The sequence below is a fragment of the Pseudoduganella sp. jia 12 genome (genome assembly GCF_055502675.1).
Map to the genome: position 1 here is coordinate 64,784 of NZ_JBUXKP010000018.1, position 23,605 is coordinate 88,388.

Below are 23,605 nucleotides of genomic sequence, written 5' to 3' on the forward strand. Positions count from 1 at the left end.
ATCAGCGTTTGCCGGTTCGCGTGGCCACGTCGACCCACACGGCCAGCGTGAGGATGCCGCCCTTGACGATCATCTGCCAGTACGTGTCCACGTCCAGCATCGACATGCCGTTGTCCAGGCTCGCCATGACGAGCGCGCCGATCAGGGCGCCGTAGACGGTGCCGGAGCCGCCGCGCATCGACGTGCCGCCGATGAAGCAGGCGGCGATCGCGTCCAGTTCGGCCGACGTGCCGGCCGAGGGGGCGCCGGCCGCCAGGCGGGCCGTGTTGATCAGGCCGGCGAGGGCGCACATCAGGCCCATGATCCCGAAGATCCACAGCTTCACGGCCTTGACGTTGATGCCGGAAAGGCGCGTGGCTTCCATGTTCGAGCCCACGGCGTAGATGCGGCGGCCGAACACGGTCTGCGTCGTCATGTAGGTGAAGATGCCCAGCAGCGCGAGCAGCAGCAGCACGGGCAGCGGAATGCCTTCGTAGCTGTTCAGCGTGCTCACGATGCCGAACACCACGGCGGCGATGATGCCGAGGCGCAGGCCGTCGCGCCACGGCGGCGCCTGTTCCAGGCCGTGATGGGCGCGGCTCTTGCGCTGGCGGAAAGTGAGCGCGATGGCGATCACGCACAGCGTCACGCCCAGCACGATGCCCCATTGCGGCGGCAGGTAGCCCTGGCCGATGTAGACGAATTCCTCGGACACGGGAGCGATCGTCACGCCATCGGTCACGCCGAGCAGGATGCCCCGGTAAGCCAGCATGCCGCCCAGGCCGACGATGAACGACGGGATGTGCAGGTAGGCCGTCAGGTAACCGTTGAACAGGCCGATGAACAGGCCCACCGCCAGCACGGCGATCATGTTCGCGGGCAGGCCCATGCCGTGCGTGACGTCCAGCACGGCCGCGACGCCGCCCAGCAGCCCGAGCAGCGAACCGACCGACAGGTCGATCTCGCCGGCGATGATCACCAGCGACATGCCGCACGCCAGGATGCCCGTGACGGCCATCTGCCGCATCAGGTTCGACATATTGCGCGGCGTGAGGAAACCGCCTTCCGTCATCCATGTGAAGAAGCCCCAGATCAGCACGATCGCGACCAGCAGGGCAAGCATCTTGTACTGCGTGAACAGCTTTTTCAATTGATTGCTTTTCATCGGTCTCACTCTAGTGAAGCGGTTGCGCCAGGGCGGCGGCCAGCAGGGTTTCCTGCGTCAGGTTGTCGTTGACGAAATCGCCGCGCAGTTGACCTTCGCCGATCACCAGCACGCGGTCGGAAACGCCCAGCACCTCCTGCAATTCCGACGACACCATGATGATCGAGATGCCTTCGCTGGCCAGGTTCAGCATCAGCTGGTAGATCTCGAACTTGGCGCCCACGTCCACGCCGCGCGTGGGTTCGTCGAGGATCAGGATCTTCGGTTTCGTCAGCAGCATCTTCGACAGCACCGCCTTTTGCTGGTTGCCGCCGGAAAGCCCGGTGATCGGCAGAAAAGGGCTGGCCGTTTTCAGCTTCAGCCGGCCGATCTCGCCGCGGATCACCTTCAGCTCCGCGTCCTGGTCGATGCGGCTGCCGTGCGAGAACTGCTGCAGGACCGCCATCGTCATGTTCTGGCCCACCGGAAGGTCGGGCACGATGCCATGGTGCTTGCGGTCTTCCGGCACCATGGCCAGCCCGGTGCGGATCGATTGCATCGGCGACGTGGTGTGCCAGCGCTGGCCCTCGTAATACACCTCGGCCTCGTACTGGCCTTCGTACGACCCGAAGATCGCCGACACCAGTTCCGTGCGGCCGGCGCCCACCAGGCCCGCGATGCCGAGGATCTCGCCGCGGCGCAGCGTGAACGACACGTCGTCCACGCGTTTCCTTTGCGGGTTGTCCGGATCCCAGCACGTCACGTGTTTTGCCTCGAAGACGACGTCGCCCGGCGTGTGCCGTTTTTCCGGATACAGATTGTTCATCTCGCGGCCGACCATCTGCGCAATGATCTTCTCCACGCTCATCTCGACCATCGGCGTGGTGGCGATGTGCTGGCCGTCGCGGATCGTCACGATCGTGTCGCAGATCGCCGCGATCTCGTCGAGCTTGTGCGAAATGTAGATGCACGTGACGCCCTTGGCCTTCAGCTTGTGGACGATGTCGAGCAGGATGCGGATCTCGGACGTGGTCAGCGACGACGACGGTTCGTCCAGGATCAGCAGCCGGGCATTCTTGTTCAGGGCCTTGGCGATCTCGATCAGCTGCTGGTGCCCGCCGCCATACTGCTTCACGGGCAGCACCACGTTCACGTCGCGGATGTTCAGCTCCGCCAGCAGTTCGTTGGCGCGGCGGTTCATCGTGTCGTAGTCGAGGCGCCCGCCGGGCAGCGTGATCTCGTTGCCGAGGAAGATGTTTTCACTTACCGACAGTTCCGGCACGAGCATCAGTTCCTGGTGGATGATGACGATGCCGGCGGCTTCCGTTTCACGGATCGAGGTGGCTTTCAACGGCGCGCCGTTCCAGTAGATCTCGCCGTCGTAGGTGCCGTGCGGGTAGACCCCGGACAGCACCTTCATCAGCGTCGATTTACCTGCGCCATTTTCACCGCACAGGCCGACGCATTCGCCGGCCTTCACCTTGATGTCGATGCCATTCAGTGCGCGGACACCGTCGAACTGCTTGACGATGGCGCGCATCTCGAGAAGGTAATCGCTCATGCGGTCTTAGTTGGCGGTCAGTTGGGCCTTCGAATAGAACCCGTCTTCGGCCAGCACCTGCACATTGGCCTTCGTCAGCGGGATGGGTTTCAGCAGCAGCGTGGGCACCTGTTTGGCACCGTTGTTGTACTGCGAATTGAAGCCGGGTTTTTCGTTGCGCACCAGTTGCACGGACAGCTTCGCCGCTTCGGTGGCGATCAGCTTCAGCGGCTTGTACACGGTCATCGCCTGCGTGCCGGCGATCACGCGTTTCACCGCGGCCAGGTCGGCATCCTGGCCGGATACCGGCACCTTGCCCTGCAGCTTTTGCGACGTCAGCGCCTGGATCGCGCCGCCGGCCGTGGCATCGTTCGACGCCACGATGGCGTCGATCTTGTTGTTGTTCGCGGTCAGCGCATTCTCGACGATCGACATCGCCTCGGAAGCGCTCCAGTCCTTGACCCACTGCTTGCCCACGACCTTGATGTCGCCCTTGTCGATCAGCGGTTGCAGCACCTTCAGCTGGCCCTCGCGCAGCATCTTGGCGTTGTTGTCGGTCGGCGCGCCACCCAGCAGGTAGTAATTGCCCTTCGGCTTGATCGCCTTGATCGCCTCGGCCTGCAGCTCGCCCACCTTCTGGTTGTCGAACGAGATGTAGGCATCCACGTCGGAGTTCAGGATCAGGCGGTCGTACGACACCACCTTGATCTTGGCCTTCTTCGCCTCGCGGATCGCGTTGTTCAGCACCGTGGCGTTGTAGGGCACGATCACCAGCACGTCCACGCCGCGCGAGATCAGGTTCTCGATCTGCGAGATCTGGCGCTGTTCGCTGGCATCCGCCGACTGCACGTACACCTTCGCGCCAAGGCGTTCCGCTTCCTTGACGAAGTAATCGCGGTCGCGCGTCCAGCGCTCGAGGCGCAGGTCGTCGATGCAGAAGCCGATCTTCGGGTTTTTCGCATCCGCCAGGGCGGCGGTGGAGGTGAGGGCGAGCAGTACGCTCGCGATGGCGATCTTCAACTTCATGGTATGTCTCCTAAGATGGGTGGCCTGTGGCCTGTTGTTGTTATCTTGGATCGTGAATGGGGCTTGTTTAATTCATCGTGTTCGAATTCGTTTGCAACTGGCGCAAAGGCGCCGATTCAATGGTGTCTGACATTTTTTCGCTCGCGAAAAAGTGTCAGACACCGGTTTTCCCGGCCGTAGTCGGCGGTGGCTGAAGAAAACCGGTGTCTGACACTTTTTCCGGAAGAAGCGCCCGGAAAAAGTGTCAGACACCAGCGGATCACACGTCAGTGGTTATGCCTTGGCACCACATCCCGCAAATTGCGGTACTCCAGCGCCAGTTCCATGCAGGCGCCTGATTGCATCTGCCCCACGGTGGAGCGGTAGATCTGCTGCCACGGCGTCTGGCTGGCCGGGAAGGCCGGGATGCCGTCGCCCTTGCGCCGTTCGATCTCGGCTTCGTCGACGAGCATGTTGGCGGTGCCGTTGTTCAGGTCGACGCGCACGGTGTCGCCGGTGCGGATCCACGCCAGGCCGCCGCCCACCGCCGATTCCGGCGATGCGTTCAGGATCGACGGGCTGTCGGACGTGCCGGACTGGCGGCCGTCGCCCAGCGTGGGCAGGTTCTTCACGCCGCGCTTGATCAGGGCATCGGGCGGTTGCATGTTGACGACTTCGGCCGAGCCGGGCCAGCCGATCGGGCCGGCGCCGCGGATGACCAGGATGCAGTCCTCGTCGATGTTCAGCGCCGGATCGTTGATGCGCTTGTGGTAGTCGTCCGAACCGTCGAACACGATGGCGCGGGCTTCGAACACGCCTTCGCTGCCCGGGCGGCTCAGGTAGCGCGCGCGGAACTCGTCGGAGATCACGGACGTCTTCATGATCGCGAAGTCGAACAGGTTGCCGGACAGGACGAAGAAGCCCGCTTTTTCCTTCAGCGGCGCGGCGAACGGCCAGATCATCTCACGGTCGTTCGTTTCCTTGCCGGCGAGGTTTTCCTTCATCGTCTTGCCGGTCACGGTGGCGCGGTCGGAACGCAGCAGGCCGTTCTGCTCCAGTTCCCACATCACGGCCGGCACGCCGCCGGCGCGGTGGAAGCGCTCGCCCAGGTATTTGCCCGAAGGCTGCATGTTCAGCAGCAGCGGCACGTCGTGGCCGTACTTCATCCAGTCTTCCGTGTGGATTTCCACGCCGGCGTGGCGGGCCATCGCCATGATGTGCTGCTGCGCGTTGGTGGAACCGCCGATCGCCGCGTTGGTGACGATCGCATCGAGGAACGCGTCGCGCGTCAGGATCGACGACGGGCGCACGTCCTGCTCGGCCAGCGCCACGATGCGGCGGCCGGTCTCGTAGGCCATCTGGCCCCGTTCGCGGTACGGCGCGGGAATGGCGGAGCAGCCGGTCAGCGACATGCCCAGCGCCTCGGCGATCGCATTCATCGTCGACGCGGTGCCCATCGTGTTGCAGTGGCCGGCCGATGGCGCGGAGGCGGCGGCGATCTCGAGGAATTTCTCGTTGTCGATCTCGCCGGCGGCCAGGCGGCGGCGGCCTTTCCAGATCGCGGCGCCGGAACCGACCAGCTCACCATCGAGCCAGCCGTCGAGCATCGGGCCGCCGGACAGCACGATCGCCGGCAGGTCCAGCGTGGCGGCGGCCATCAGCTGCGACGGCGTGGTCTTGTCGCAGCCGGTCGTCAGCACCACGGCGTCGATCGGGTAGCCGTGCAGGATCTCCACGAGGCCCATGTAGGCCAGGTTGCGGTCGATCGCGGCGGTGGGGCGGCGGCAGTTCTCGAAGATCGGGTGCAGCGGGAATTCCATCGGAATGCCGCCCGCATCGCGGATGCCGTCGCGCACGCGCTTGGCCAGGTCCAGGTGGATGCGGTTGCACGGGCTGATGTCGCTGCCCGACTGGGCGATGCCGATGATCGGCTTGCCGCTGCGCAGCTCGTCGGGAGTGATCCCGTAGTTCATGAAGCGCTCGAGGTACAGCGCGGTCATGTCGATGTGGTCCGGGTTGTCGAACCAGTCCTGGGAACGGTAGCGGCGGGTCATTTGATAAATCCAATCATATGCTGCGGCAGGCCCGGCACGTCGACGGGGAAGGCGAACACACCGCCCGCGAGCGGGGCGGCGGCACGTTCCTCGTCGGTGAGGCCTTTCGTGGCGGTCGTGGCAAAGGCGGTCTTCAGGTCCGGGCCGCCGAAGGCGATCTTCGTGATGTTCGGCACCGGGAAGGCGATGGTCTGGAGCAGTTCGCCGGCCGGCGAGTAGCACAGCACGCGGGCGCCGCGGAACACGGCGACCCACACGTTGCCGGCGCTGTCGACGGCGGAACCGTCCGGCCAGCCGGGCGCGTCGATCGTGGCGAACACGCGCTTGTTGGCGAGCGTGCCGTCGCCGGTCACGTCGAACGCGTACACGGTCTTGCCGAACGTGTCGGTATGGTAGAAGGTCTCGCGGTCCGGGCTGAATGCCGGGCCGTTGGTGATGACGATGCCGTCGTCGTGCTGCGTGAGGGCGCTGCCGTCAAAGCGGTACAGCGCGCCGCTGGCCGACGTTTCGGCATTGTCCATCGAACCGAACCACACGGCGCCATCGTGCGCCACGTGGCCGTCGTTCAGGCGGTTGCCGGGGCGGTCCGCTTCGAATTGCGTGACCGGCGTGAAGGCACCGGTCGCCGGATCGAAGTGCACCAGCTTGCCCGCCAGGCCGCAGACGAAGCCGCCCGCTGTTGCGGGCAGGGCGAAGCCCGTTTCACCGGGCATGTCCCACGTCTGGCGGTTTGCGCCTTGCGCATCGCAGCGGTGCAGCTTGTGCTGCTTGATGTCGACGAAGTACAGCATCTGCTCGGCCGGATGCCAGACCGGGCCTTCGCCCAGGGTGGCGGCCAGCGGCCAGATGCACTCCGGCGCCGCATTTGCCACCGAACTCATTTGCCGTCTCCGTACCAGCCGGCGTCCACGAAGTAATCGCGGCCCGTGCAGCGGGAAGCCTGGTTCGACGACAGGAACAGCGTCAGCGCGGCCACGTCCACCGGCTCGATGCGTTCCTTCAGCAGTTGCGATGCCATGATCTGCGCTTCGCCTTCCGGCGTGTACCACAGCGCCATCTGCTTCGGCGTCTTCACCGAGCCCGGGATCACCGTGTTGACGCGGATGCCGTCGCCGCCCAGGTCGCGGGCCAGGCCGCGCGTCAGGCCTTCGATGGCCGCCTTGGCGGTCATGTACAGCGTGAGGCTCGGCAGCGCCAGGTACCACGAGATCGAACCGAAGTTCAGGATCACGCCGCCGCCTTTCGCCTTCATGCCCGGTGCCACGGCCTGCGCGCAGAAGAACTGGTGGCGCAGGTTGACGGCGATGCTGTCGTCCCAGTACTGCGGCGTCACGTCGGCCACGGCATGGCGGTGGTCGTTGGCCGCGTTGTTGATCAGGATATCGACCGCGCCGTCCTGCTCGATCTCGGCAAACGTTTTCTTGAGTTCCTCGAGGTTCGTCATGTCGCAGTGGATGAAGCGCGGCTGGTGCGCCGCCTGCGGGTAGCTGGCGGCCAGCTGCCGCGACGGCTCGTCGTCGATGTCGAGGAACACGACTTGCGCGCCTTGCTGGACGTAGGCATCCACGATGCCCGCGCCGATGCCCGTGCCGCCGCCGGTGACGACGACACGCTTGTTCTTCAGGTCCGGATAGGTGGCATATTCAAACGGTTGCACTCTTTCGCCAGCCATCATTTTTCTCCAGTTGCTGCAGTTGCATTCGCCAGCAAGCCGCGGCGTGCCAGGTTGTTGTACAGGGCGCGAACGCCGAATGTCCATGGCGCGATTTCATCGCTGCGGTGGACGTGGTTGACCAGGGCCCCCAGCGCCGGGCTCGCGATGGTGACGCGGTCGCCCTTGTGGTGCGTGAACCCGCCGCCCTTGGCGTCGCGGTCCTTGATGGGGGAGAACATGGTACCGAGGAACAGCATGAAGCCGTCCGGGTACTGGTGGTGCGCGCCGCAGGTCTGGCCGATCAGGTCGAGCGGATCGCGGCTGATCTGCTTCATCAGGCTCACGCCGTCGAGCACGAAGTCGTCGTCCACGCCTTCGATGGTCAGGCGCACTTCGGCATTGCGCACCGTGTCGAGCGAGTACTTGTCGTCGAACAGGCGGATGAACGGGCCGATCGCGGTGGAGCCGTTGTTGTCCTTGGCCTTGCCGAGGAGCAGGGCGCTGCGGCCTTCGATGTCGCGCAGGTTCACGTCGTTGCCCAGCGTGGCGCCGACCGGCTTGCCCTGGCTCGTCACGGCCAGCACGATTTCCGGTTCCGGGTTGTTCCACTTCGATTCCGGGTGCAGGCCCACGTCGGCGCCGAAGCCCACCGCCGACATCGGCTGCGACTTCGAGAACACCTCGGCGTAGGGGCCGATGCCCACTTCCATGTATTGCGACCAGGCGCCGCGGCTGATGAATTCCTTCTTCAGCTGTTCGGCCTGGGGCGAGCCGGGCTTGATGCTGGAAAGGTCGGCACCGATCGATGCCAGCAGTTCGCCGCGCAGCTGTTCGGCGCGGGCGGGGTCGCCATTGGCCTGTTCCTCGATCACGCGCTCCAGCAGGCTGACGGCGAACGTGACGCCGCAGGCCTTGATGGCCTGCAGGTCGTTCGGTGCCAGCAGGCTGGGAATGTCGGCCGCCGGGTTGGGCGACAGGGCGTTCTCGATCAGCGTTTCCGCGCGGCCGAGCGATTCGCCCGGCGCCGAGCGCACGATGGCCACGAGGTCGTCGCGTTCCAGCAGTTCGGAGACGGTCGACACGTGGTGCGTGATGTCGAACACTTCGCCGTTGCGGACGGCCACGACGGCGGGGCCGTCGACGTCACCGCTCCGCCACACGCGGCCCACGAGCAAAGCCTGCGACAGGTCGGCAGGCAACAAAGACAAGGCTGGCGCTTCCTTCATATGAGTCTCCTCTTGTTCTGGTTATGGATGGATCCGGGTCGATTCAGCGCCCAAGGCTGGGCAACTTCGGCGAATAGGTCCATCCGGGAATCAAATACTGCATGGCCATCGCATCGTCGCGCGCGCCGGTACCCACTTTCAGGTACAGCGCATGCGCGGCGGCGATGCGGTCCAGATCCGGTTCGATGCCCAGGCCGGGGCGATCGGGCACGGCCACTTCGCCGCCGACGATCCGCAGCGGTTCGCGGGTCAGGCGCTCTTGCCCTTCCTGCCAGATCCAGTGCGTGTCGATCGCCGTGATGCGGCCCGGCGCGGCGGCGGCCGCGTGCGTGAACATCGCCAGCGACACGTCGAAGTGGTTGTTGGAATGGGAGCCCCATGTCATGCCCCATTCCTGGCACAGCTGGGCGAGCCGCACGGAACCCTGCATGGTCCAGAAGTGCGGATCGGCCAGCGGGATGTCGACGGCGCCCAGCAGGTGCGAGTGCGCCATCTGCCGCCAGTCGGTGGCGATCATGTTCGTGGCGGTGGGCAGTCCGGTGGCGCGCTTGAATTCGGCCATGGTCTCGCGGCCCGAGTAACCGTTCTCGGGGCCGCACGGATCCTCGGCATAGGCCAGCACGTGGCTCTGGTTGCGGCACAGGCGGATCGCCTCGTCGAGCGACCACGCACCGTTCGGATCGAGCGTCACGCGCGCGTCGGGGAAGCGCTTCTTGATGGCGGTGACGGCGGCGATCTCTTCCTCGCCGCGCATCACGCCGCCCTTGAGCTTGAAGTCGCGGAAACCGTAGCGGGCCACCGTGGCTTCGGCCTGTTCGACGATGGCCTGCGGCGTGATGGCTTCCCGGTGGCGCAGCGAGTACCAGTCGTCTTTTCCGGCCGGGCCTTCGAGCGAGCTTGCCAGATACGGCAGGTCGGTGCGGGTGCGGTCGCCGATATAGAACAGGTAGGCCAGCATCGGCACCTTGTCGCGCTGCTGGCCGCTGCCGAGCAGTTCGCAGACGGGCACGCCCAGGTGCTGGCCCAGCAGGTCGAGCAGCGCGGCCTCGATCGCCGTGACGACGTTCTCGAGGCGCAGGTTGATTTCATGGGGTTGCTTCAGCACGGCGGCCTCGGCGGCCGACGTGACCTGGTGCTGCAGCGTCTGCGGGCCGCTGGCTTTTCCGGCGATGCCTTCGCGCACCGCGTTCAGCGTGCGGTTGAAGCGGCCGATCTGCGTGCCGACGACGCGGGGGATCGCGTTTTCCAGCGCCTTCGTGATGCCGGCGCCGCCCGGTACTTCGCCCATGCCGGTATTGCCCGCGCTATCGGTCAGCAGCACGAGCGTGCGCAGGAAGTACGGACCGTGCGCGCCGCACAGGTTGAACAACATGCTGTCGTGGCCGGCCACGGGGATCACCCGCATCGCGGTGATCACGGGTGTGCTGTAGCCTGGATTCGTCTCGTTATTATATGTTGCCTGTACCATCGGCTTAACCTAAAATGAATAGCGCTAACATTAGCCAGTGTGATGGATTTGACGAACCAAGTCAACAACTGTCGCTGGCGCCGCAGGAGGAAGGTGGAAGGCCTGACGCCCGGGGGCGGCGCCGCCGGCGGGTTGCGCGAATGAACCCGGCAAGTCAGTACATCGGCACTGTAGAGATCGGCAAAAAGAACGGCGGCGGTAGCGCTACAACACCGCCTTACGCAGCAAGCATAAAAACGCACGCAAACCACGTTGAATGCAATTCGACGCACGATAAAAACGGAGACAACATGCGACAACTGCACACCGGGCTGCACGCCCGCGGCATGGCTGCCCTGGCGGCCACGATGATGGCGGCCACGATGATGGCGGCTGCGTCCGCCACTGCCGCCGAAACACCGAAAAACTGGCACTGGGTCGCCTCGTGGGGCGCCGCCCAGATGGCACCCGAACCCCAGAACGAACTGCCGCAGGAGCACTGGCGCGACGCGACGCTGCGCCAGGTCGTGCACGTGGCGCTGGGCGGCGAGAAGCTGCGGGTCCGCATCAGCAACGTGTTCGGCACCACGCCGCTGACGGTGGAGGCGGCCGGGATCGGCCTGGCGAAGGCGCCCGGCAATCCGGATATCGATCCGCAATCGGCAAAACCGCTGACGTTCGGCGGCCGCGCGTCCGTGATGATCCCGGCCGGCGCCGAGTACTACAGCGACGTGGTGGCCTTGCCGCACAAGGCCGGCGCCGACATCGCCGTGTCGCTGTATTTCAACGGCGCACCGTCGAAGCAGACGGGCCATCCGGGCTCGCGGGCGACCAGCTTCGTGGCGAAGGGCCAGCGCACGCTGGACGCGGCATGGACCGGTGCCGAGAAGATCCCGCGCTGGTACATGCTGGCCGACGTGGAAGTGCAGGCGCCGCGCGGCGTCGGCGCCGTGGTGGCAGTCGGCGACTCGATCACCGACGGCTACGGCACCACGACGGATGGCAACGACCGCTGGCCGGACGTGCTGGCCGGCCGCATCGCGCAGGGCGGCAAGGCGATGGGCGTGGTCAATGTGGGCATCGGCGGCGGCAGGATGCTGCGCGATGGCCTCGGCCCGAACCTGGCATCGCGCTTCGACCGCGACGTGATTGCCCGCGCCGGCGTGACGCATGCGGTGGTGATGATCGGCGTGAACGACCTGGGCGGGCAGCACCGCAACGGCGAAGACATCCCGGCCGCGCGGGCAAAACTCATCGAGGACCTGCAGCAGGCGCACCGCCAGCTGGTCGAACGCGCCCATGCGCACGGCATCTGTGTGATCGGCGGTACAGTCACGCCATACGCCGGCAGCGACTATTATCGGCCGGCCGCCACCAACGAGGCGGACCGCCAGCAATTGAACGACTGGATCCGCAAGTCCGGCGTGTTCGACGCGGTGGCCGACTTCGACGCTGCGCTGCGCGACCCGCAGGCACCGGACCGGCTGCGCAAGGAATACGACAACGATGGCCTGCATCCGTCGATCGCCGGGCTGCGTGCGATGGCCGACGCCGTGCCGCTGAAGGCATTGCAGGCGCGCTGCGGCGGTGCGAAATGAGGGCCGCCCTGCTTCCAGCGACGCTGCTTGCAACGGTGCTGATGGCGGCGATGCCTGCCATGGCGGCAGACGCCGCATCGCCGGCCAGCACCTACCGCAATCCCGTCATCAAGGGTTTCCACCCCGATCCCAGCATCTGCCGCGTGGGCAAGGATTACTACCTGGCCAACAGCACATTCGAATATTTCCCGGGCGTGCCGATCTTCCACAGCCGCGACCTGGTGAACTGGAAGCTGATCGGCCATGCGCTCACGCGCGAATCGCAATTGCCGCTGAAAGGCCAGCGGGCATCGCGGGGCATCTACGCGCCCACGCTGCGCTGCGAAGGCGGCACCTTCTACATGATCACGACGAACGTGGAAACCGGCGGCAATTTCATCGTCCACACGAAGGATCCGGCCGGCGAATGGTCGGAGCCCGTGTGGCTGAAGGAAAAGGCGCCATGGATCGACCCGTCGCTGTTCTTCGACGACGACGGCACCGTGTACTACACGCGGCACGACGGCGGTGAGAAGGGCGGCATCGTGCAGGCCCGCATCGACGTGAAGACCGGGAAGCTGCTCGACGAGCCGAAGCGGATCTGGAACGGTACCGGCGGCGTGTGGCCGGAAGGCCCGCACCTGTACAAGGTGGATGGCTGGTATTACCTGATGATCGCCGAAGGTGGCACGTCCTACGACCATATGATCACCGTGGCGCGCGCGAAGTCGCCATCCGGCCCGTTCGAGGCGCACAAGGGCAACCCGATCCTGTCGCATCGCCAGCATCCGGGGCTGCCGCTGCAGGCCACCGGCCATGGCGATCTCGTACAGGCGGAGGACGGCAAGTGGTGGATGGTGCTGCTCGGCGTGAGGCCGCAAGGACCAAACGAGCGCAAGCACCACCTGGGCCGCGAAACGCTGCTGGCGCCGGTGACATGGCAGGGTGGCTGGCCCGTCGTCAACGGCGGAAAGCCGCTGGCCCTGGAAATGAGCGCGGCCGGGTTGCCGCCCGCGGCGCCATGGCCGAAGGAGCCGGTGCGAACCGATTTCGACCAGCCGAAGCTGGACCTGCACTGGACCTTCGTGCGCGGTCCGTCCACCGGGCTGTACTCGCTGACGGAGCGGCCGGGATTCCTGCGTGTGAAAGGCAATGCCGCGACGCTCGACGACATCGCCACGCCGGCGTTCGTGGCGCGCCGCCAGCAGCACCTGGATGCGCGCATCGCCGCGCGCATCGACTTCGCGCCGGACGGCCCGGGCCAGTTTGCGGGCCTGGCGCTGCGGCAGAACGAAGCCAACCATTACCAGGTGCGCATCGCCGGCGGCAAGGCCGCGCGCAGGATCGAATTCGTCACGCGCGTAAAAGGCGAAACGAAGGTTGTCGCCTCGGCGGCGCTGCGTCCCGGGCCGGTGGCGTTGCAGATCCGTGCATGGCCCGACCGTTACCAGTTCAGCTACGCGCAGGGCGGCAAGGCGGTGGTACTGGGTTCCGCGCCGACCGCCGCGCTGTCGTCGGAAGAGGCGGGCGGCTTCACCGGCGTGTTTGCCGGCGTGGTGGCGACCGGTGCGCCGGCCGATGTCGACTGGTTCGACTACGAACCGCTGGGAGAATGATGAATACCTGTCGTTTGTTTGTGCTGGCGCTGCTGCTCCCGCTGCTCCTGCTGTCCAGTGCCGCGCACGCGCTGGGCAACAAGCCCTTCATCGCGTTCGAGCGCGACTCGCTCGACGCCGTCGAATTGCTCGCCAGGGGAAGGGCGGCACCGATCTTCGTCGACGCCGGCGACCATGCGGGCGTGCTGCGCGCGGCCGGCGACCTGCAGGCGGACATTGCCCGCGTGGGCGGCGCGAAGCCGGTTCTCCACAAGATCGGGCAGTCGAAAGCGCCGATCGGTATCGACGTCGTCATCGTCGGCACGGTCGGCAAGAGCGCCTTGATCGACGGCCTGGCGAAGTCCGGCATGCTCGACGTGGCGCCGATCCGCGGCAAGTGGGAAGGCTATATCGTGCGCACCGTGCGCAATCCGATGCCCGGCGTGCAGCGCGCGCTGGTGATCGCCGGCAGCGACAAGCGCGGCACGATCTACGGCATCTATGAAGTGTCCGAGCAGATCGGCGTGTCGCCCTGGTACTGGTGGGCCGACGTGCCGCCCGTGCAGCGCAAGGCGCTGTATGCGCAGGCCGGCACGGCGTTGCAGGACGCGCCGGTGGTGCAGTATCGCGGCATCTTCCTGAACGACGAGGCGCCGGCGCTGACCGGCTGGGCCAAGGAGCGCTACGGCGGCTACAACAGCAAGTTCTACAAGGGCGTGTTCGAACTGATCCTGCGCCTGCGCGGCAACTACCTGTGGCCGGCGATGTGGGACGCGGCATTCTTCGACGACGATCCGGAAAACGGCCGCCTGGCCGACGAGTACGGCATCGTGATGGGCACGTCGCACCACGAGCCGATGATGCGTGCCCACAAGGAGTGGTCGCGCTACGGCAAGGGGCCATGGGACTACGGCCGCAACGAAAGCGTGCTGAAGGACTTCTGGCGCGATGGCCTGAAGAAGACGCGCGACTACGAGAAATTCGTCACGCTCGGCATGCGCGGCGATGGCGACGAGCCGATGTCGCGCGATGCCAACGTGGCGCTGCTGGAGCGGATCGTCGGCGACCAGAGGAAGATGATCGCCGAGGAACTGGACCCGGACATCACGAAGGTGCCGCAGGCATGGGCGCTGTACAAGGAAGTGCAGGATTACTACGAGCAGGGCATGCGCGTGCCGGACGATGTGCTGCTGCTGTGGTGCGACGACAACTGGGGCAATATCCGCCGGCTGCCCACGAAGGAAGAACGCAAGCGCGCCGGTGGCGCCGGTGTCTATTACCACTTCGATTACGTGGGCGGCCCGCGCAACTACAAGTGGCTCAACGTGACGCCGCTGCCGAAGGTGTGGGAGCAGATGCACCTGGCATGGAAGTACGAGGCCACGCGCATGTGGATCGTCAACGTGGGCGACCTGAAGCCGATGGAAGTGCCGATGGAGTTCTTCCTCGCGTATGCCTGGAACCCGGCCGCGTGGCCGGCCGACCGGTTGCAGGAATACCAGCGGCTGTGGGCGGCGCGCGAGTTCGGCCCGCGCCATGCGGCCGATATCGCGGACATCGTCGCGAAGTATGCGCAGTACAACGGCCGTCGCCGCCCGGAAATGCTGGAACCCGACACGTACAGTTTCGTGAACTATGGCGAATCCGCGCGCATCGTGGCCGAGTACCGTGAGCTCGAAGCGCGCGCCGAGAAGATCTTCGCCAGCCTGCCGAAGGAACGCCGCGATGCGTTCTACCAGCTGGTGCTGCACCCGGTGAAGGCGGGCGCCGTCGTCAACGACCTGTATGCGGCGGCGGGCCTGAACCGGCTGTACGCGAAGCAGGGCAGGGCGGCCACGAACGACATGGCCGCACGGGCCCGCGCGCTGTTCGCCGACGATGCCGCGCTGACGCGCCGCTACCATGCGATCAACGGCGGCAAGTGGAACCACATGATGGCGCAGACGCACCTGGGCTACACGTACTGGCAGCAGCCGCCGCGCAACGTGATGCCGGCCGTGAGCGAAGTGCAGGTGCCGAAGGCCGGCGAGCTGGGGATCGCCATCGAGGGCAGCGAGCAGGTGTGGCCGGATGCGCAGGGTCTCAGGCTGCCGGCGCTCGATGCGTTCGAGCGCCAGCCGCGTGTCGTCGAACTGTTCAACCGCGGCGGCACGCCGTTCCGGTATGCGGTGCGCGCCAGCGAGCCGTGGATCGTGCTGGATAAACCGTCCGGCATGGTGGACAAGGCGCAGCGCGTCGCCGTCGATGCCCGCTGGGACCAGGTGCCGGCCGGCACGACGAGCGCCACGCTGTTCGTCACCGGTCCGAATGGCGAAGCGAAGATCGAGGTGCCGATCCACAAGCCCGCCGCCGCCGGTGCTGTCCGCGGCTTTGTCGAGACGCATGGCGTGGTATCGATCGAGGCGGAACACTATGCCCGCGCGGTCGCCGCGCCGGGCCGCGCGTGGCTGAACGTGCCCGGCCATGGCCGCACGCTGTCCGGCATGACCACGCTGCCGGTCGATGCGCCGGCGCTGGCGCCGGGCGACGGCATGCGGCTCGAATACGACATGCACCTGTTCAGCAGCGGCAATGTGCAGGTGCATGTCACCGTGGCGCCCACGCTGAAGTTCCAGCCGGGGCAGGGCCTGCGCTTCGCGGTGGCGTTCGACGACGAGGCGCCGCAGGTCGTCAACCTGCATGCCGATGCTTCCGAAAAGTTCTGGGAGAAGATCGTCGGCGACGGTGCCGCCGTGTTCACCACGCGGCATGCCGTCGGCAAGCCGGGGGCGCACGTCCTGAAGATCTGGGCGCTCGATCCGGCCGTGGTGCTGCAGAAGGTGGTCGTGGATGCGGGCGGGATGAAGGCCAGTTATCTCGGACCGCCGGAGAGCCCGCGGGTGAAGTAGCGGGTGAAATAGCAAGTGAATCAGCGGGCGATCCGCGCTGATCACCGCGTAACGGCGTTCGCGCCAGCCACCGGCCCGGTCAACACCGGGCCGGTCGCGAGTCTCCTGTCGCCCCGCATCGCCGTAGCCGCGAGTGCGGGAAAAGAAATCATGCAGTCCCCCGATTGACATGGAACTTGACATCCAACATACTTGAATGGAAACGATTCCAATCCTAAACGACGGAGACAAGACATGGTTGGCATGCGAACGAAGCACTTGAGTGGCAGCATGGTCGTACCCTTCGGCAGCGCCGCGCGCGGTGCTCTGCTGGGTGGTTTGATGGCGACGGCGTTATTGGCGGGTTGTGGTGGCAGCGATACCTCGGCATCTTCGCCGGCCCCGGCACGTTCGGCGGCCGCGGCACGGTCACTTGCTCCATCCATGAGCCTGCCCATGTTGAAGACCGATGGCACCCGGTGGGTGGACGCCGACGGCAAGCAGGTCCTGCTGAAGGGTACCAACCTCGGGAACTGGCTGGTGCAGGAGTTCTGGATGATGGGCCAGGGTGGCAACGGCGTGACGGACCAGTGCACGCTGGAGGCCAGGCTGACCCAGCGCTTCGGCTACGAGGAGAAGGAACGCCTGATCAAGCTGTTCCGCGACAGCTGGATGACCGAACGCGACTGGGACCAGCTGAAGGCCTTCGGCTTCAACGTGGTGCGCTTGCCCATCCTGTGGAGCGTCATCGAAGACGAGAGGAAGCCGAAAACGTTGCGCGTCGACGCGTGGAAATACCTGGACTGGAGTATCGCCGAGGCCAGGAAGCGCGGCATGTATGTCATTCTCGACCTGCACGGCGCCGCTGGCGGACAGACGCCCAACGATCATACGGGATGCGCCGGGCTGAACAGATACTGGACGGATGCGGCCGCGCAAGAACGTACGCGCTGGCTGTGGCAACAGATCGCGACCCGGTACAAGGACGAACCTGTGGTGGCCGCCTACGACCCGCTCAATGAGCCTTGGGGCTCGACTGCCGAGGCCATGGCCACGCGCGTCGAGGAGCTGTACAGGACCATCCGGGCCATCGATCCCCGGCACATCGTGATGCTGCCCAGCCATTACGGCAGCATCGACCCTTACGGCGATCCGGTCGCCAGGGGCTTCACCAACGTGGCCTTCGAGCTGCACCCCTATCCCGGCCTGTATGGCGACAGGCCGAACGACACGCACTACATGGTCCACCGCGACTGGCTGCTGTGCGGACAGACCGGCATGACGGGCGTGTGCGCGGTCGACAAGCAGGTGAGCGACCTGAAGATCCCCCTGCTCATGGGCGAGTTCCAGCCCTGGCAAGGTGCCGGCGTGGACCTGGGTGGACAGATCGGCCGGGCCACGTATGACACGTACGCCAGCTACGGTTGGGCATCCACCTCGTGGTCATACAAGGTCGTCAGCGCAGCAGGGGGCACGGGCAACGGCACCTGGGGCATGGTGACCAATGCGGTCGATCCCGGCCTTGACACGGGCATTGGCCTGGTCGCCAAGGCCAGCACCTGGGACTGCGCGGGCTGGAACGCCAGTTTTGCGGACGCATGCGCAAGGAAGGCCTCCACCATCAAGGTGGCTGGTACCGGCCCCAAGACCTTCTGGTTCGTCATCAAGAGCGGCGCGCTGGCAGACAGTGCCCTGGATGTGAGCTTCGACAGGATCAGCTTCGTCGACACCGCGGGCAGCTCGAAGGTCATCGCGAATGGCGATTTCGGCTCGAATGCCGGTTGGACCACCCTGGCCATCGACGGCAGTCTGTCGCTGAACTTCAATGACACGACCGCCGGCAAAGCGCCGGCGGGCAGCAAGGGCGCTGTGCTGCGCATCACCCGCCCCCCTGGCGTCACCGGCGCGATCAATGGTGGCGTCTATCAAGCGATCACCCTGCAAGGCGGCAAGACGTACACCGTGAGCGGCGTCTTCAAGGACAACGGCAGCGCGAATACCTGGGCCGAGATGTACCTGCTCGACAAGCCTCCCGTGCAGGGCCAGGACATTGTCGACATGCAAGGCAAAGTGGACTTCACCACCGCCACGGTGGCCGAGATCGAGACGCTGTTCAAGCGCTACGCAACGCAGCCCCTGGAAGCTCACCCGGGCCTGGTCAAGTGGATGACCAGCACCAACCCTCCCGAGGTATTCAAGCTGCCGGCACGGCCTGCCGGCTTGACGCTGACGGAAGGCGCGGGCGGCAATGTGCTCGCCTGGGACGTCAGCAAGAGTGCGAAGGGTGCCAGCTACAACGTGTATCGAAGCACCAGCGTGGCTGGCACCTACACCAAGCTGGCCGGCGAGGTCGCAAAGCCCACTTATACGGACACCACCACCGAGCCCGGCACCACGTACTACTACGTCGTGACGGCTGTCGCGGGTATCAACGAGAGCTTCTACAGCAATGTGGCGAACACCAGCATCAAGTACGTACCGGTGCCGGCGACGCTGCAGGCGGAAGCCTTCACAGCCATGAGCGGTGTCCAAACGGAGAGCTGCAGCGACACCGGCGGCGGCGAGGATGTCGGCCACTTCGATGCCGACGACTTCGTCGAATACAAGATCAGCGTTGCGACTGCCGGCAACTTCACCATCGACTACCGGCTTGCGACCGCCAATGGCAGCACGGGCTTCGAGGTATGGGTGGATGGCGTGAGAGCCGTGGGTGCCATGGCCGTGCCCAACACCGGCGGCTGGCAAACCTGGGTAACGCAGACGAGTATTCCCTTTGCCATGACAGCGGGAGACCACACGCTGCGCCTGAAGTCCGTCGGGAAGGAGTGGAATCTGAACTGGCTGAAGGTGAATTCACAATAGAAAGCAGCGAAGAACCTCCCTGACGGGACAGGTTCCTGGACGTTTTGCGACGCGCGATGCACTGCCTGTCAATCACGTGCCGGCGGCAGTTCGATACCCACCAGGCGCCAGCTCGCGAACCCTTCGCGGGCGAGCAGGAAGCGGGGGCCCGGGTTGCCGTTGCGATCGAAGGCCATGGCCACCAGCTCGTTCAATCCGCGCCGCTCGAACACCCACTGCTTTTCCGGCGTGTTTTCCGCTTCGACTGCGGCAGGTTCCTCGCGTCCACCCGCGAGCTGCAGTTCACCCTGGCGCATCGCATCGGCAAGCCGCTCGGGCGTGACCATCGCGTCGACCAGCTTGTCGGTGACCAGGTTGCCCAGCATCGCACCGAAGGCGGCACCGGCGGCGGCAAGACCGCTCCCGCCGGCCGCTTCCTGCGCGCGGCGCTCCGTTATCGCATGCAACTGAACCTTCAGGCTTTCGCGCACTTTCGGGAAGTCGACATGCGTTGCCAGTGCCGCTGCATCGTGCGCCTGCGCGGCATTGCGCATCGCGTGCAGCGCAAGGTATGGCGAGAAATACCAGAATGCCGCCAGCAGCACCAGCAGCAGTGCGGCAATGATGGCGGCGAGACGTTGCCTGGACATGGAAAACCTCCTGTTCGATCGGAGCGTCACTATACCCGCTGCCGCACATGTAGCTTTTCCCTGTCATCCCATGCGGCAAACCACGCCCCGGCAGCCGTCCACACCCGCTTTACACCACGATCAGCTTGGTGAGTGTATGCCCCATGCCAGTTGTCGTGGATAACCTGGAACACTAATATATTAGTGCGGTTGACGTTGCCTGGCGTTAAGCCTGGCAAGGTAAACGGTACTGCTTCTCTCCTCCTTGGCTGGCTTGCGGGTGCTCGCAAGCCAGCATTTTCTCCGGTACCGCGGCAGTCGCACGGCAGCAGGCATCACCCACTCCGCCCGGCGGAGCACGACCACAGAACAGGGAGACAGACCATGTATTTCTCGAGCATTCCGGTGCGCCGCACCGCGTGCAGCTGCGCCGTATCGGCCGCACTGATCCTGATGACGCCGCAGGCGGCGCTGGCCCAGCAGGCTGCAACGCCGGTCGCCGAAGCCGGGGGCAACGGCAATAGCAATAGCAATAGCGCCGTGGCCACGGTGACGGTGGTCGGCACGCGCGAATCCGAGCGCGGCTCCATCGACCGCAAGAAAAACGCCCGCACCGCGCAGGATTCGATCATCGCCGACGATGTCGGCTCGTTCCCCGACCGTAACGTGGCCGAGGCGATCTCGCGCATTGCCGGCGTGTCACTGCAGCGCGACGATTTCGGCGAGGGCAATACGGTCAGCGTACGCGGCAACACGGCCGACCTGACACGCGTGGAAATCGACGGCATCGGCGTCGTGTCCGGCGGCGGCACCGACATGAACGGCGGCGGCGAGGGGCGCGGCGTCACGCTGCAGGACATGCCGGCCGAGCTGATTTCCAGCGTCGACGTGGTGAAGGGCGCCACCGCCGACATGACCGAAGGGTCGCTGGGCGGCAGCATCATCATCAAGACCCGCACAGGGCTGGACTTCAAGAAGCGCACGATCGTGGCCCGCGCCGCCGGTGAAAAGAACACGCTGGCGCGCAAGTGGACGCCCAGCCTGAACCTGATCTTCGCCGACAACTACCTCGACGGCCGCTTCGGCATCGTGGCCAACGTGACGAAGACCGATGCGCGCAACGAAGCACACTCCGTATCGCAGAACAGCGGTGCCACGGGCGGCTACCAGCGCGTGATCGACTTCGACAACTCGCCGGAAAAGACATTCTCGTTCAATCCGGACGTGCTGGCGCCGGACGATCCCGCATCGTCCACCCCGCTGGCCGGCTGGAACCGTTCGGCGGCTTCCGGCGGCGGGCGGATCAACGCGCTGTCGCCGCATGAAATCCTGAGCCGCTCGGGCGCCGCGCAGACGAAGGAGGCGTGCTACGCCGCGTTCCCGCTGCTGCAGAACGGCGACGTAGCCGGCCTGTCCGGCAGCGACGGCAACCGTGCCCGCAACCAGCGCATCAACGAACTGCGCACCTGCCTGGGCCAGTGGAACGATTACTCGCCGCACCTGCTGCGCAACACGATCCGCCGCAACCAGGATGAACGGCTCAACCTGGACCTGCGCGGCGACTTCAAGGTGAACAGGAACCTGACGGTCTACGGCAATTTCAAGAGCAGCGACCGCAAGCTGGAGGAAAACATCCTCAACCTGTCCCTGGGGAACCTGGGTTTCAACGGCACCGGCAGCTTCACCGACAGCGCCCAGGTAAACGGCCTGGCAACTCGCACGCCGGTGGCAGGTTCCGGCTACTACTTCTTCGATACGCCCACCAATGCCGGCAGCAGCTCGACCTACCGCGGGCTGACCAATGGCCAGGTGGCCAACGTCATCCCGTCGTCCGTGCGGGTGGACGGCAACCACCACGTGACCAGCTTCACGCTGGCCAACGGCTCGTCCGGCACCGACCAGATCGTGACGGAGATGGAAACCAGGACGAAGACGGCGATCTTCGGCGGCTCATGGCGTTCGCCAGGCTGGCGCGCCGAGTTCCTGGGCGGGCGCACCAAGTCGGATTTCTACCGTTACGGCTGGCGTTCCAGCCTGGGTGCCACCTATGGCGCAGTGGACGTCGCCGTGGCGCCGAACGGCCTGTGGACCCATACGCCGCAAAGCCCGTTCAACCAGGGCGATCCGGCGAACTACGGCACGCTGGCGTCGAGCGCCAACGGCATGCCGCTGCGTACGGCGGGGCTCAATGGCACCGCGCTGACGCTGGACAATCCGCGCGCCAATGAAATGTCGGAAGACACGGTCAAGCTCGACGTGACCAATTCGTCGGTCGGCGACTATGTGCCGTTCCTGCAGAACGTGAAATTCGGCGTCAACGCACGCCGGCAGAAATCGACCAGCTGGGGCGCCGGTGGCGGCGAAGTCAGCAACGACCCGCTGGTGACGGTGCCCGACCTGGCCGTGCGCAGCTTCTTCTACGGCTGCCAGGACACGCCGGCATCCGCCGGCACGGCCAACGCCTGCAACTACGGCGTCAATCCCGCTGCCACGGCCGTCGCCAATGGGCGCGATGCCCGCGACGTCAGCATCGTGATGACACCGGCCGACTACAACAACGTGATCGCGCAGGTGCTCACGCGCCAGACCAATCCGTTCTTCGCCGGTGCCAAGGACCGCCCGGCCACGCTGGTCAGCGGCTGGACCGAACTCGATCTGAAGAAGATGTGGCAGCTGACCGGCGTGCCGAACATGGATCCGCGCAATTGCCTGAAGGAGTGCACGGGCAGCGACGGCCAGGTGTATGCGCAGCCGCTGAACCGGATGTCCGAAAAGGTGACGGCAGGTTATGTATCGACCGATTTCGGCTTCGACAGCGTGCCGTTCACGAACCGCCCGCTGCCGTTCGGCGTGGAGCTGGAGGGGAACTTCGGCTACCGCTATGTCAAGAGCGAAGTGAGCGGCACCAGCTCGACGACGTTCCGCGCCATCACGCTGGCGCCGGATGGCAGCGAACTGACTTCCTCGTTCCGCCGCAACAGCACGCTCACGCGCAAGACCACCGACATCATGCCGATCCTGAACCTGGGCTTCTGGCCCATCAAGGACGAGCTGGTGGTGCGCTACAACCGTGCCAAGCAGATCGCCCGGCCGCCGGCCAGCCGGCTCACGGGATCGTCGGTGGTGTGCACGAACGACTACACGGCGCTCGAGGGCGGCGGCGACGAGGGCGAAAACACGATGTCCTGTTCTGGCGTGATGGGCAACCCCAGCCTGCGGCCGCAGACGAACTGGAACCAGAACGCTTCCGTGGAGTGGTACGTGAACCGCGACACGATGATCGGCCTGTCGGGATTCCGCTCGAAAGGCGTCATCGGCGCGGCGCAACGCGTTGGCGTGGTCAGCCGGCCGTTCGCCGGCACCGGCGAAACCGATCCGCTGGGCCGGCCGCTGGAGGATGTGTCGTTCTCGTACTCGACCTGGGAAAACGGCCCGGCGCTGCTGAAGAAAGGCATCGAGCTGTCGGGCAAGACGGCGTTCACGTTCCTGCCGTCGGTGCTGCGCCATACGGGCATCAGCGCCAATTACACGAAGCTGCGCACCACCAGCCTCGAAGGCCAGATCCGCGACCTGCTGACCGGCGTGCCGCTCGATCCGGTGGGCCAGGAAAAATATTCGTGGAACACGTCGCTGTGGTACGACGACGGCGCACTGCAGATGCGCGTGGCGCTGCAGGTGGTGACGAGCACGTTCTCGCGCATCGCCACCGACGACGCATTCTCGAACTTCCCGGCCACCGGCGTGTCGTCCGTGGGCAGCATCCCCTACAACCCGGGTTCGCCCGTGTTCCGCGACGGACGCCGTTTCGTCGACGCCAAGATCGGCTACAAGTTCAAGAACGGCGCCGAGATCTTCGCCGAAGCGCGCAACCTCGGCAAGTCCACCACCACCAATTCGCAGGGTGGTTTCGCACCATTCGCCGACGGAGTGCCGTCGATCAACGACTACGTGTACGGGGGAGCGCGCTACATGGTGGGGCTGATCGTGCGGCTCTGAACCAGGCGCACTGTATTGCCTGCAAACAGGGGACGGACCCCTGTTTAGAGG

14 protein-coding genes are annotated in these 23,605 nt (G+C 65.5%); 5 read left to right on the forward strand and 9 right to left on the reverse strand.

The window, feature by feature from the left end; translation table 11 throughout:
• Position 1: 1 nt before the first annotated feature.
• The 8 genes from ACY65G_RS28605 to ACY65G_RS28640 form a co-directional block, all read right to left on the reverse strand.
• A complete protein-coding gene (locus ACY65G_RS28605) occupies positions 2-1,144 on the reverse strand; it encodes a sugar ABC transporter permease (protein ID WP_465000675.1) in 1,143 nt (380 codons plus the stop codon).
• Positions 1,145-1,154: 10 nt separating this feature from the next.
• Positions 1,155-2,684, reverse strand: a complete 1,530-nt coding sequence (gene xylG, locus ACY65G_RS28610) for a D-xylose ABC transporter ATP-binding protein (RefSeq protein WP_465000676.1) — start codon at positions 2,682-2,684, stop codon at positions 1,155-1,157.
• A gap of 6 nt (positions 2,685-2,690) precedes the next feature.
• Positions 2,691-3,689, reverse strand: a complete 999-nt coding sequence (gene xylF, locus ACY65G_RS28615) for a D-xylose ABC transporter substrate-binding protein (protein ID WP_465000677.1) — start codon at positions 3,687-3,689, stop codon at positions 2,691-2,693.
• Positions 3,690-3,955: 266 nt separating this feature from the next.
• Complete coding sequence (locus ACY65G_RS28620) at positions 3,956-5,722, reverse strand: IlvD/Edd family dehydratase (RefSeq protein ID WP_465000678.1); 1,767 nt, start codon at positions 5,720-5,722, stop codon at positions 3,956-3,958.
• Entirely contained in the window at positions 5,719-6,603 is an 885-nt protein-coding gene (locus ACY65G_RS28625; protein ID WP_465000679.1) for an SMP-30/gluconolactonase/LRE family protein, read from the reverse strand. Before ACY65G_RS28625 ends, ACY65G_RS28620 begins: the two co-directional genes overlap by 4 nt.
• Complete coding sequence (locus ACY65G_RS28630) at positions 6,600-7,394, reverse strand: SDR family NAD(P)-dependent oxidoreductase (RefSeq protein ID WP_465000680.1); 795 nt, start codon at positions 7,392-7,394, stop codon at positions 6,600-6,602. The genes ACY65G_RS28625 and ACY65G_RS28630 overlap by 4 nt, the downstream gene beginning before the upstream one ends.
• A complete protein-coding gene (locus ACY65G_RS28635) occupies positions 7,394-8,602 on the reverse strand; it encodes a fumarylacetoacetate hydrolase family protein (RefSeq protein WP_465000681.1) in 1,209 nt (402 codons plus the stop codon). Before ACY65G_RS28635 ends, ACY65G_RS28630 begins: the two co-directional genes overlap by 1 nt.
• Positions 8,603-8,645: 43 nt before the next feature.
• Positions 8,646-10,070 (reverse strand): enolase C-terminal domain-like protein, encoded by a 1,425-nt coding sequence (locus tag ACY65G_RS28640; protein ID WP_465000682.1) that lies wholly within the window; start codon positions 10,068-10,070, stop codon positions 8,646-8,648.
• Positions 10,071-10,360: 290 nt separating this feature from the next.
• Here ACY65G_RS28640 and ACY65G_RS28645 point away from each other — a divergent pair, with 290 nt between their 5' ends.
• The 4 genes from ACY65G_RS28645 (at position 10,361) to ACY65G_RS28660 (ending at position 18,950) form a co-directional block, all read left to right on the forward strand.
• Entirely contained in the window at positions 10,361-11,647 is a 1,287-nt protein-coding gene (locus ACY65G_RS28645) for an SGNH/GDSL hydrolase family protein (RefSeq protein ID WP_465000683.1), read from the forward strand.
• Positions 11,644-13,242, forward strand: a complete 1,599-nt coding sequence (locus tag ACY65G_RS28650) for a glycoside hydrolase family 43 protein (RefSeq protein ID WP_465000684.1) — start codon at positions 11,644-11,646, stop codon at positions 13,240-13,242. The genes ACY65G_RS28645 and ACY65G_RS28650 overlap by 4 nt, the downstream gene beginning before the upstream one ends.
• Positions 13,239-16,109: a glycosyl hydrolase 115 family protein gene (locus tag ACY65G_RS28655; protein ID WP_465000685.1), complete on the forward strand. Its 2,871-nt coding sequence runs from the start codon at positions 13,239-13,241 to the stop codon at positions 16,107-16,109. Before ACY65G_RS28650 ends, ACY65G_RS28655 begins: the two co-directional genes overlap by 4 nt.
• A 435-nt stretch (positions 16,110-16,544) precedes the next feature.
• Positions 16,545-18,950, forward strand: coding sequence for a cellulase family glycosylhydrolase (locus ACY65G_RS28660; RefSeq protein ID WP_465000686.1), 2,406 nt, complete (start codon positions 16,545-16,547; stop codon positions 18,948-18,950).
• 68 nt (positions 18,951-19,018) lie between these two features.
• On the opposite strand, the gene ACY65G_RS28665 is transcribed toward ACY65G_RS28660, so the two are convergent.
• The gene (locus ACY65G_RS28665; protein ID WP_465000687.1) at positions 19,019-19,579 is read right to left on the reverse strand and encodes a DUF2939 domain-containing protein; all 561 of its coding nucleotides are present in this window, start codon (positions 19,577-19,579) and stop codon (positions 19,019-19,021) included.
• A 363-nt stretch (positions 19,580-19,942) separates the two neighbouring features.
• On the opposite strand from ACY65G_RS28665, the gene ACY65G_RS28670 reads away from it, so the two are divergent.
• Positions 19,943-23,554 carry a TonB-dependent receptor gene (locus ACY65G_RS28670; protein WP_465000688.1) on the forward strand — a complete coding sequence of 1,204 codons (3,612 nt, stop codon included), beginning with the start codon at positions 19,943-19,945 and terminating at the stop codon, positions 23,552-23,554.
• The last annotated feature ends 51 nt before the right edge of the window (positions 23,555-23,605 follow it).

What these genes read in the sequence shown, in the direction of transcription:
- ACY65G_RS28665 (WP_465000687.1), bottom strand. Translation starts at nt 19,579, where the DNA reads ATGTCCAGGCAACGTCTCGCCGCCATCATTGCCGCACTGCTGCTGGTG.
- ACY65G_RS28650 (WP_465000684.1), top strand. Translation starts at nt 11,644, where the DNA reads ATGAGGGCCGCCCTGCTTCCAGCGACGCTGCTTGCAACGGTGCTGATG.
- ACY65G_RS28645 (WP_465000683.1), top strand. Translation starts at nt 10,361, where the DNA reads ATGCGACAACTGCACACCGGGCTGCACGCCCGCGGCATGGCTGCCCTG.
- ACY65G_RS28655 (WP_465000685.1), top strand. Translation starts at nt 13,239, where the DNA reads ATGATGAATACCTGTCGTTTGTTTGTGCTGGCGCTGCTGCTCCCGCTG.
- ACY65G_RS28670 (WP_465000688.1), top strand. Translation starts at nt 19,943, where the DNA reads ATGTATTTCTCGAGCATTCCGGTGCGCCGCACCGCGTGCAGCTGCGCC.
- ACY65G_RS28640 (WP_465000682.1), bottom strand. Translation starts at nt 10,070, where the DNA reads ATGGTACAGGCAACATATAATAACGAGACGAATCCAGGCTACAGCACA.
- ACY65G_RS28630 (WP_465000680.1), bottom strand. Translation starts at nt 7,394, where the DNA reads ATGGCTGGCGAAAGAGTGCAACCGTTTGAATATGCCACCTATCCGGAC.
- xylF (WP_465000677.1), bottom strand. Translation starts at nt 3,689, where the DNA reads ATGAAGTTGAAGATCGCCATCGCGAGCGTACTGCTCGCCCTCACCTCC.
- ACY65G_RS28605 (WP_465000675.1), bottom strand. Translation starts at nt 1,144, where the DNA reads ATGAAAAGCAATCAATTGAAAAAGCTGTTCACGCAGTACAAGATGCTT.
- ACY65G_RS28625 (WP_465000679.1), bottom strand. Translation starts at nt 6,603, where the DNA reads ATGAGTTCGGTGGCAAATGCGGCGCCGGAGTGCATCTGGCCGCTGGCC.
- ACY65G_RS28635 (WP_465000681.1), bottom strand. Translation starts at nt 8,602, where the DNA reads ATGAAGGAAGCGCCAGCCTTGTCTTTGTTGCCTGCCGACCTGTCGCAG.
- xylG (WP_465000676.1), bottom strand. Translation starts at nt 2,684, where the DNA reads ATGAGCGATTACCTTCTCGAGATGCGCGCCATCGTCAAGCAGTTCGAC.
- ACY65G_RS28620 (WP_465000678.1), bottom strand. Translation starts at nt 5,722, where the DNA reads ATGACCCGCCGCTACCGTTCCCAGGACTGGTTCGACAACCCGGACCAC.
- ACY65G_RS28660 (WP_465000686.1), top strand. Translation starts at nt 16,545, where the DNA reads ATGTTGAAGACCGATGGCACCCGGTGGGTGGACGCCGACGGCAAGCAG.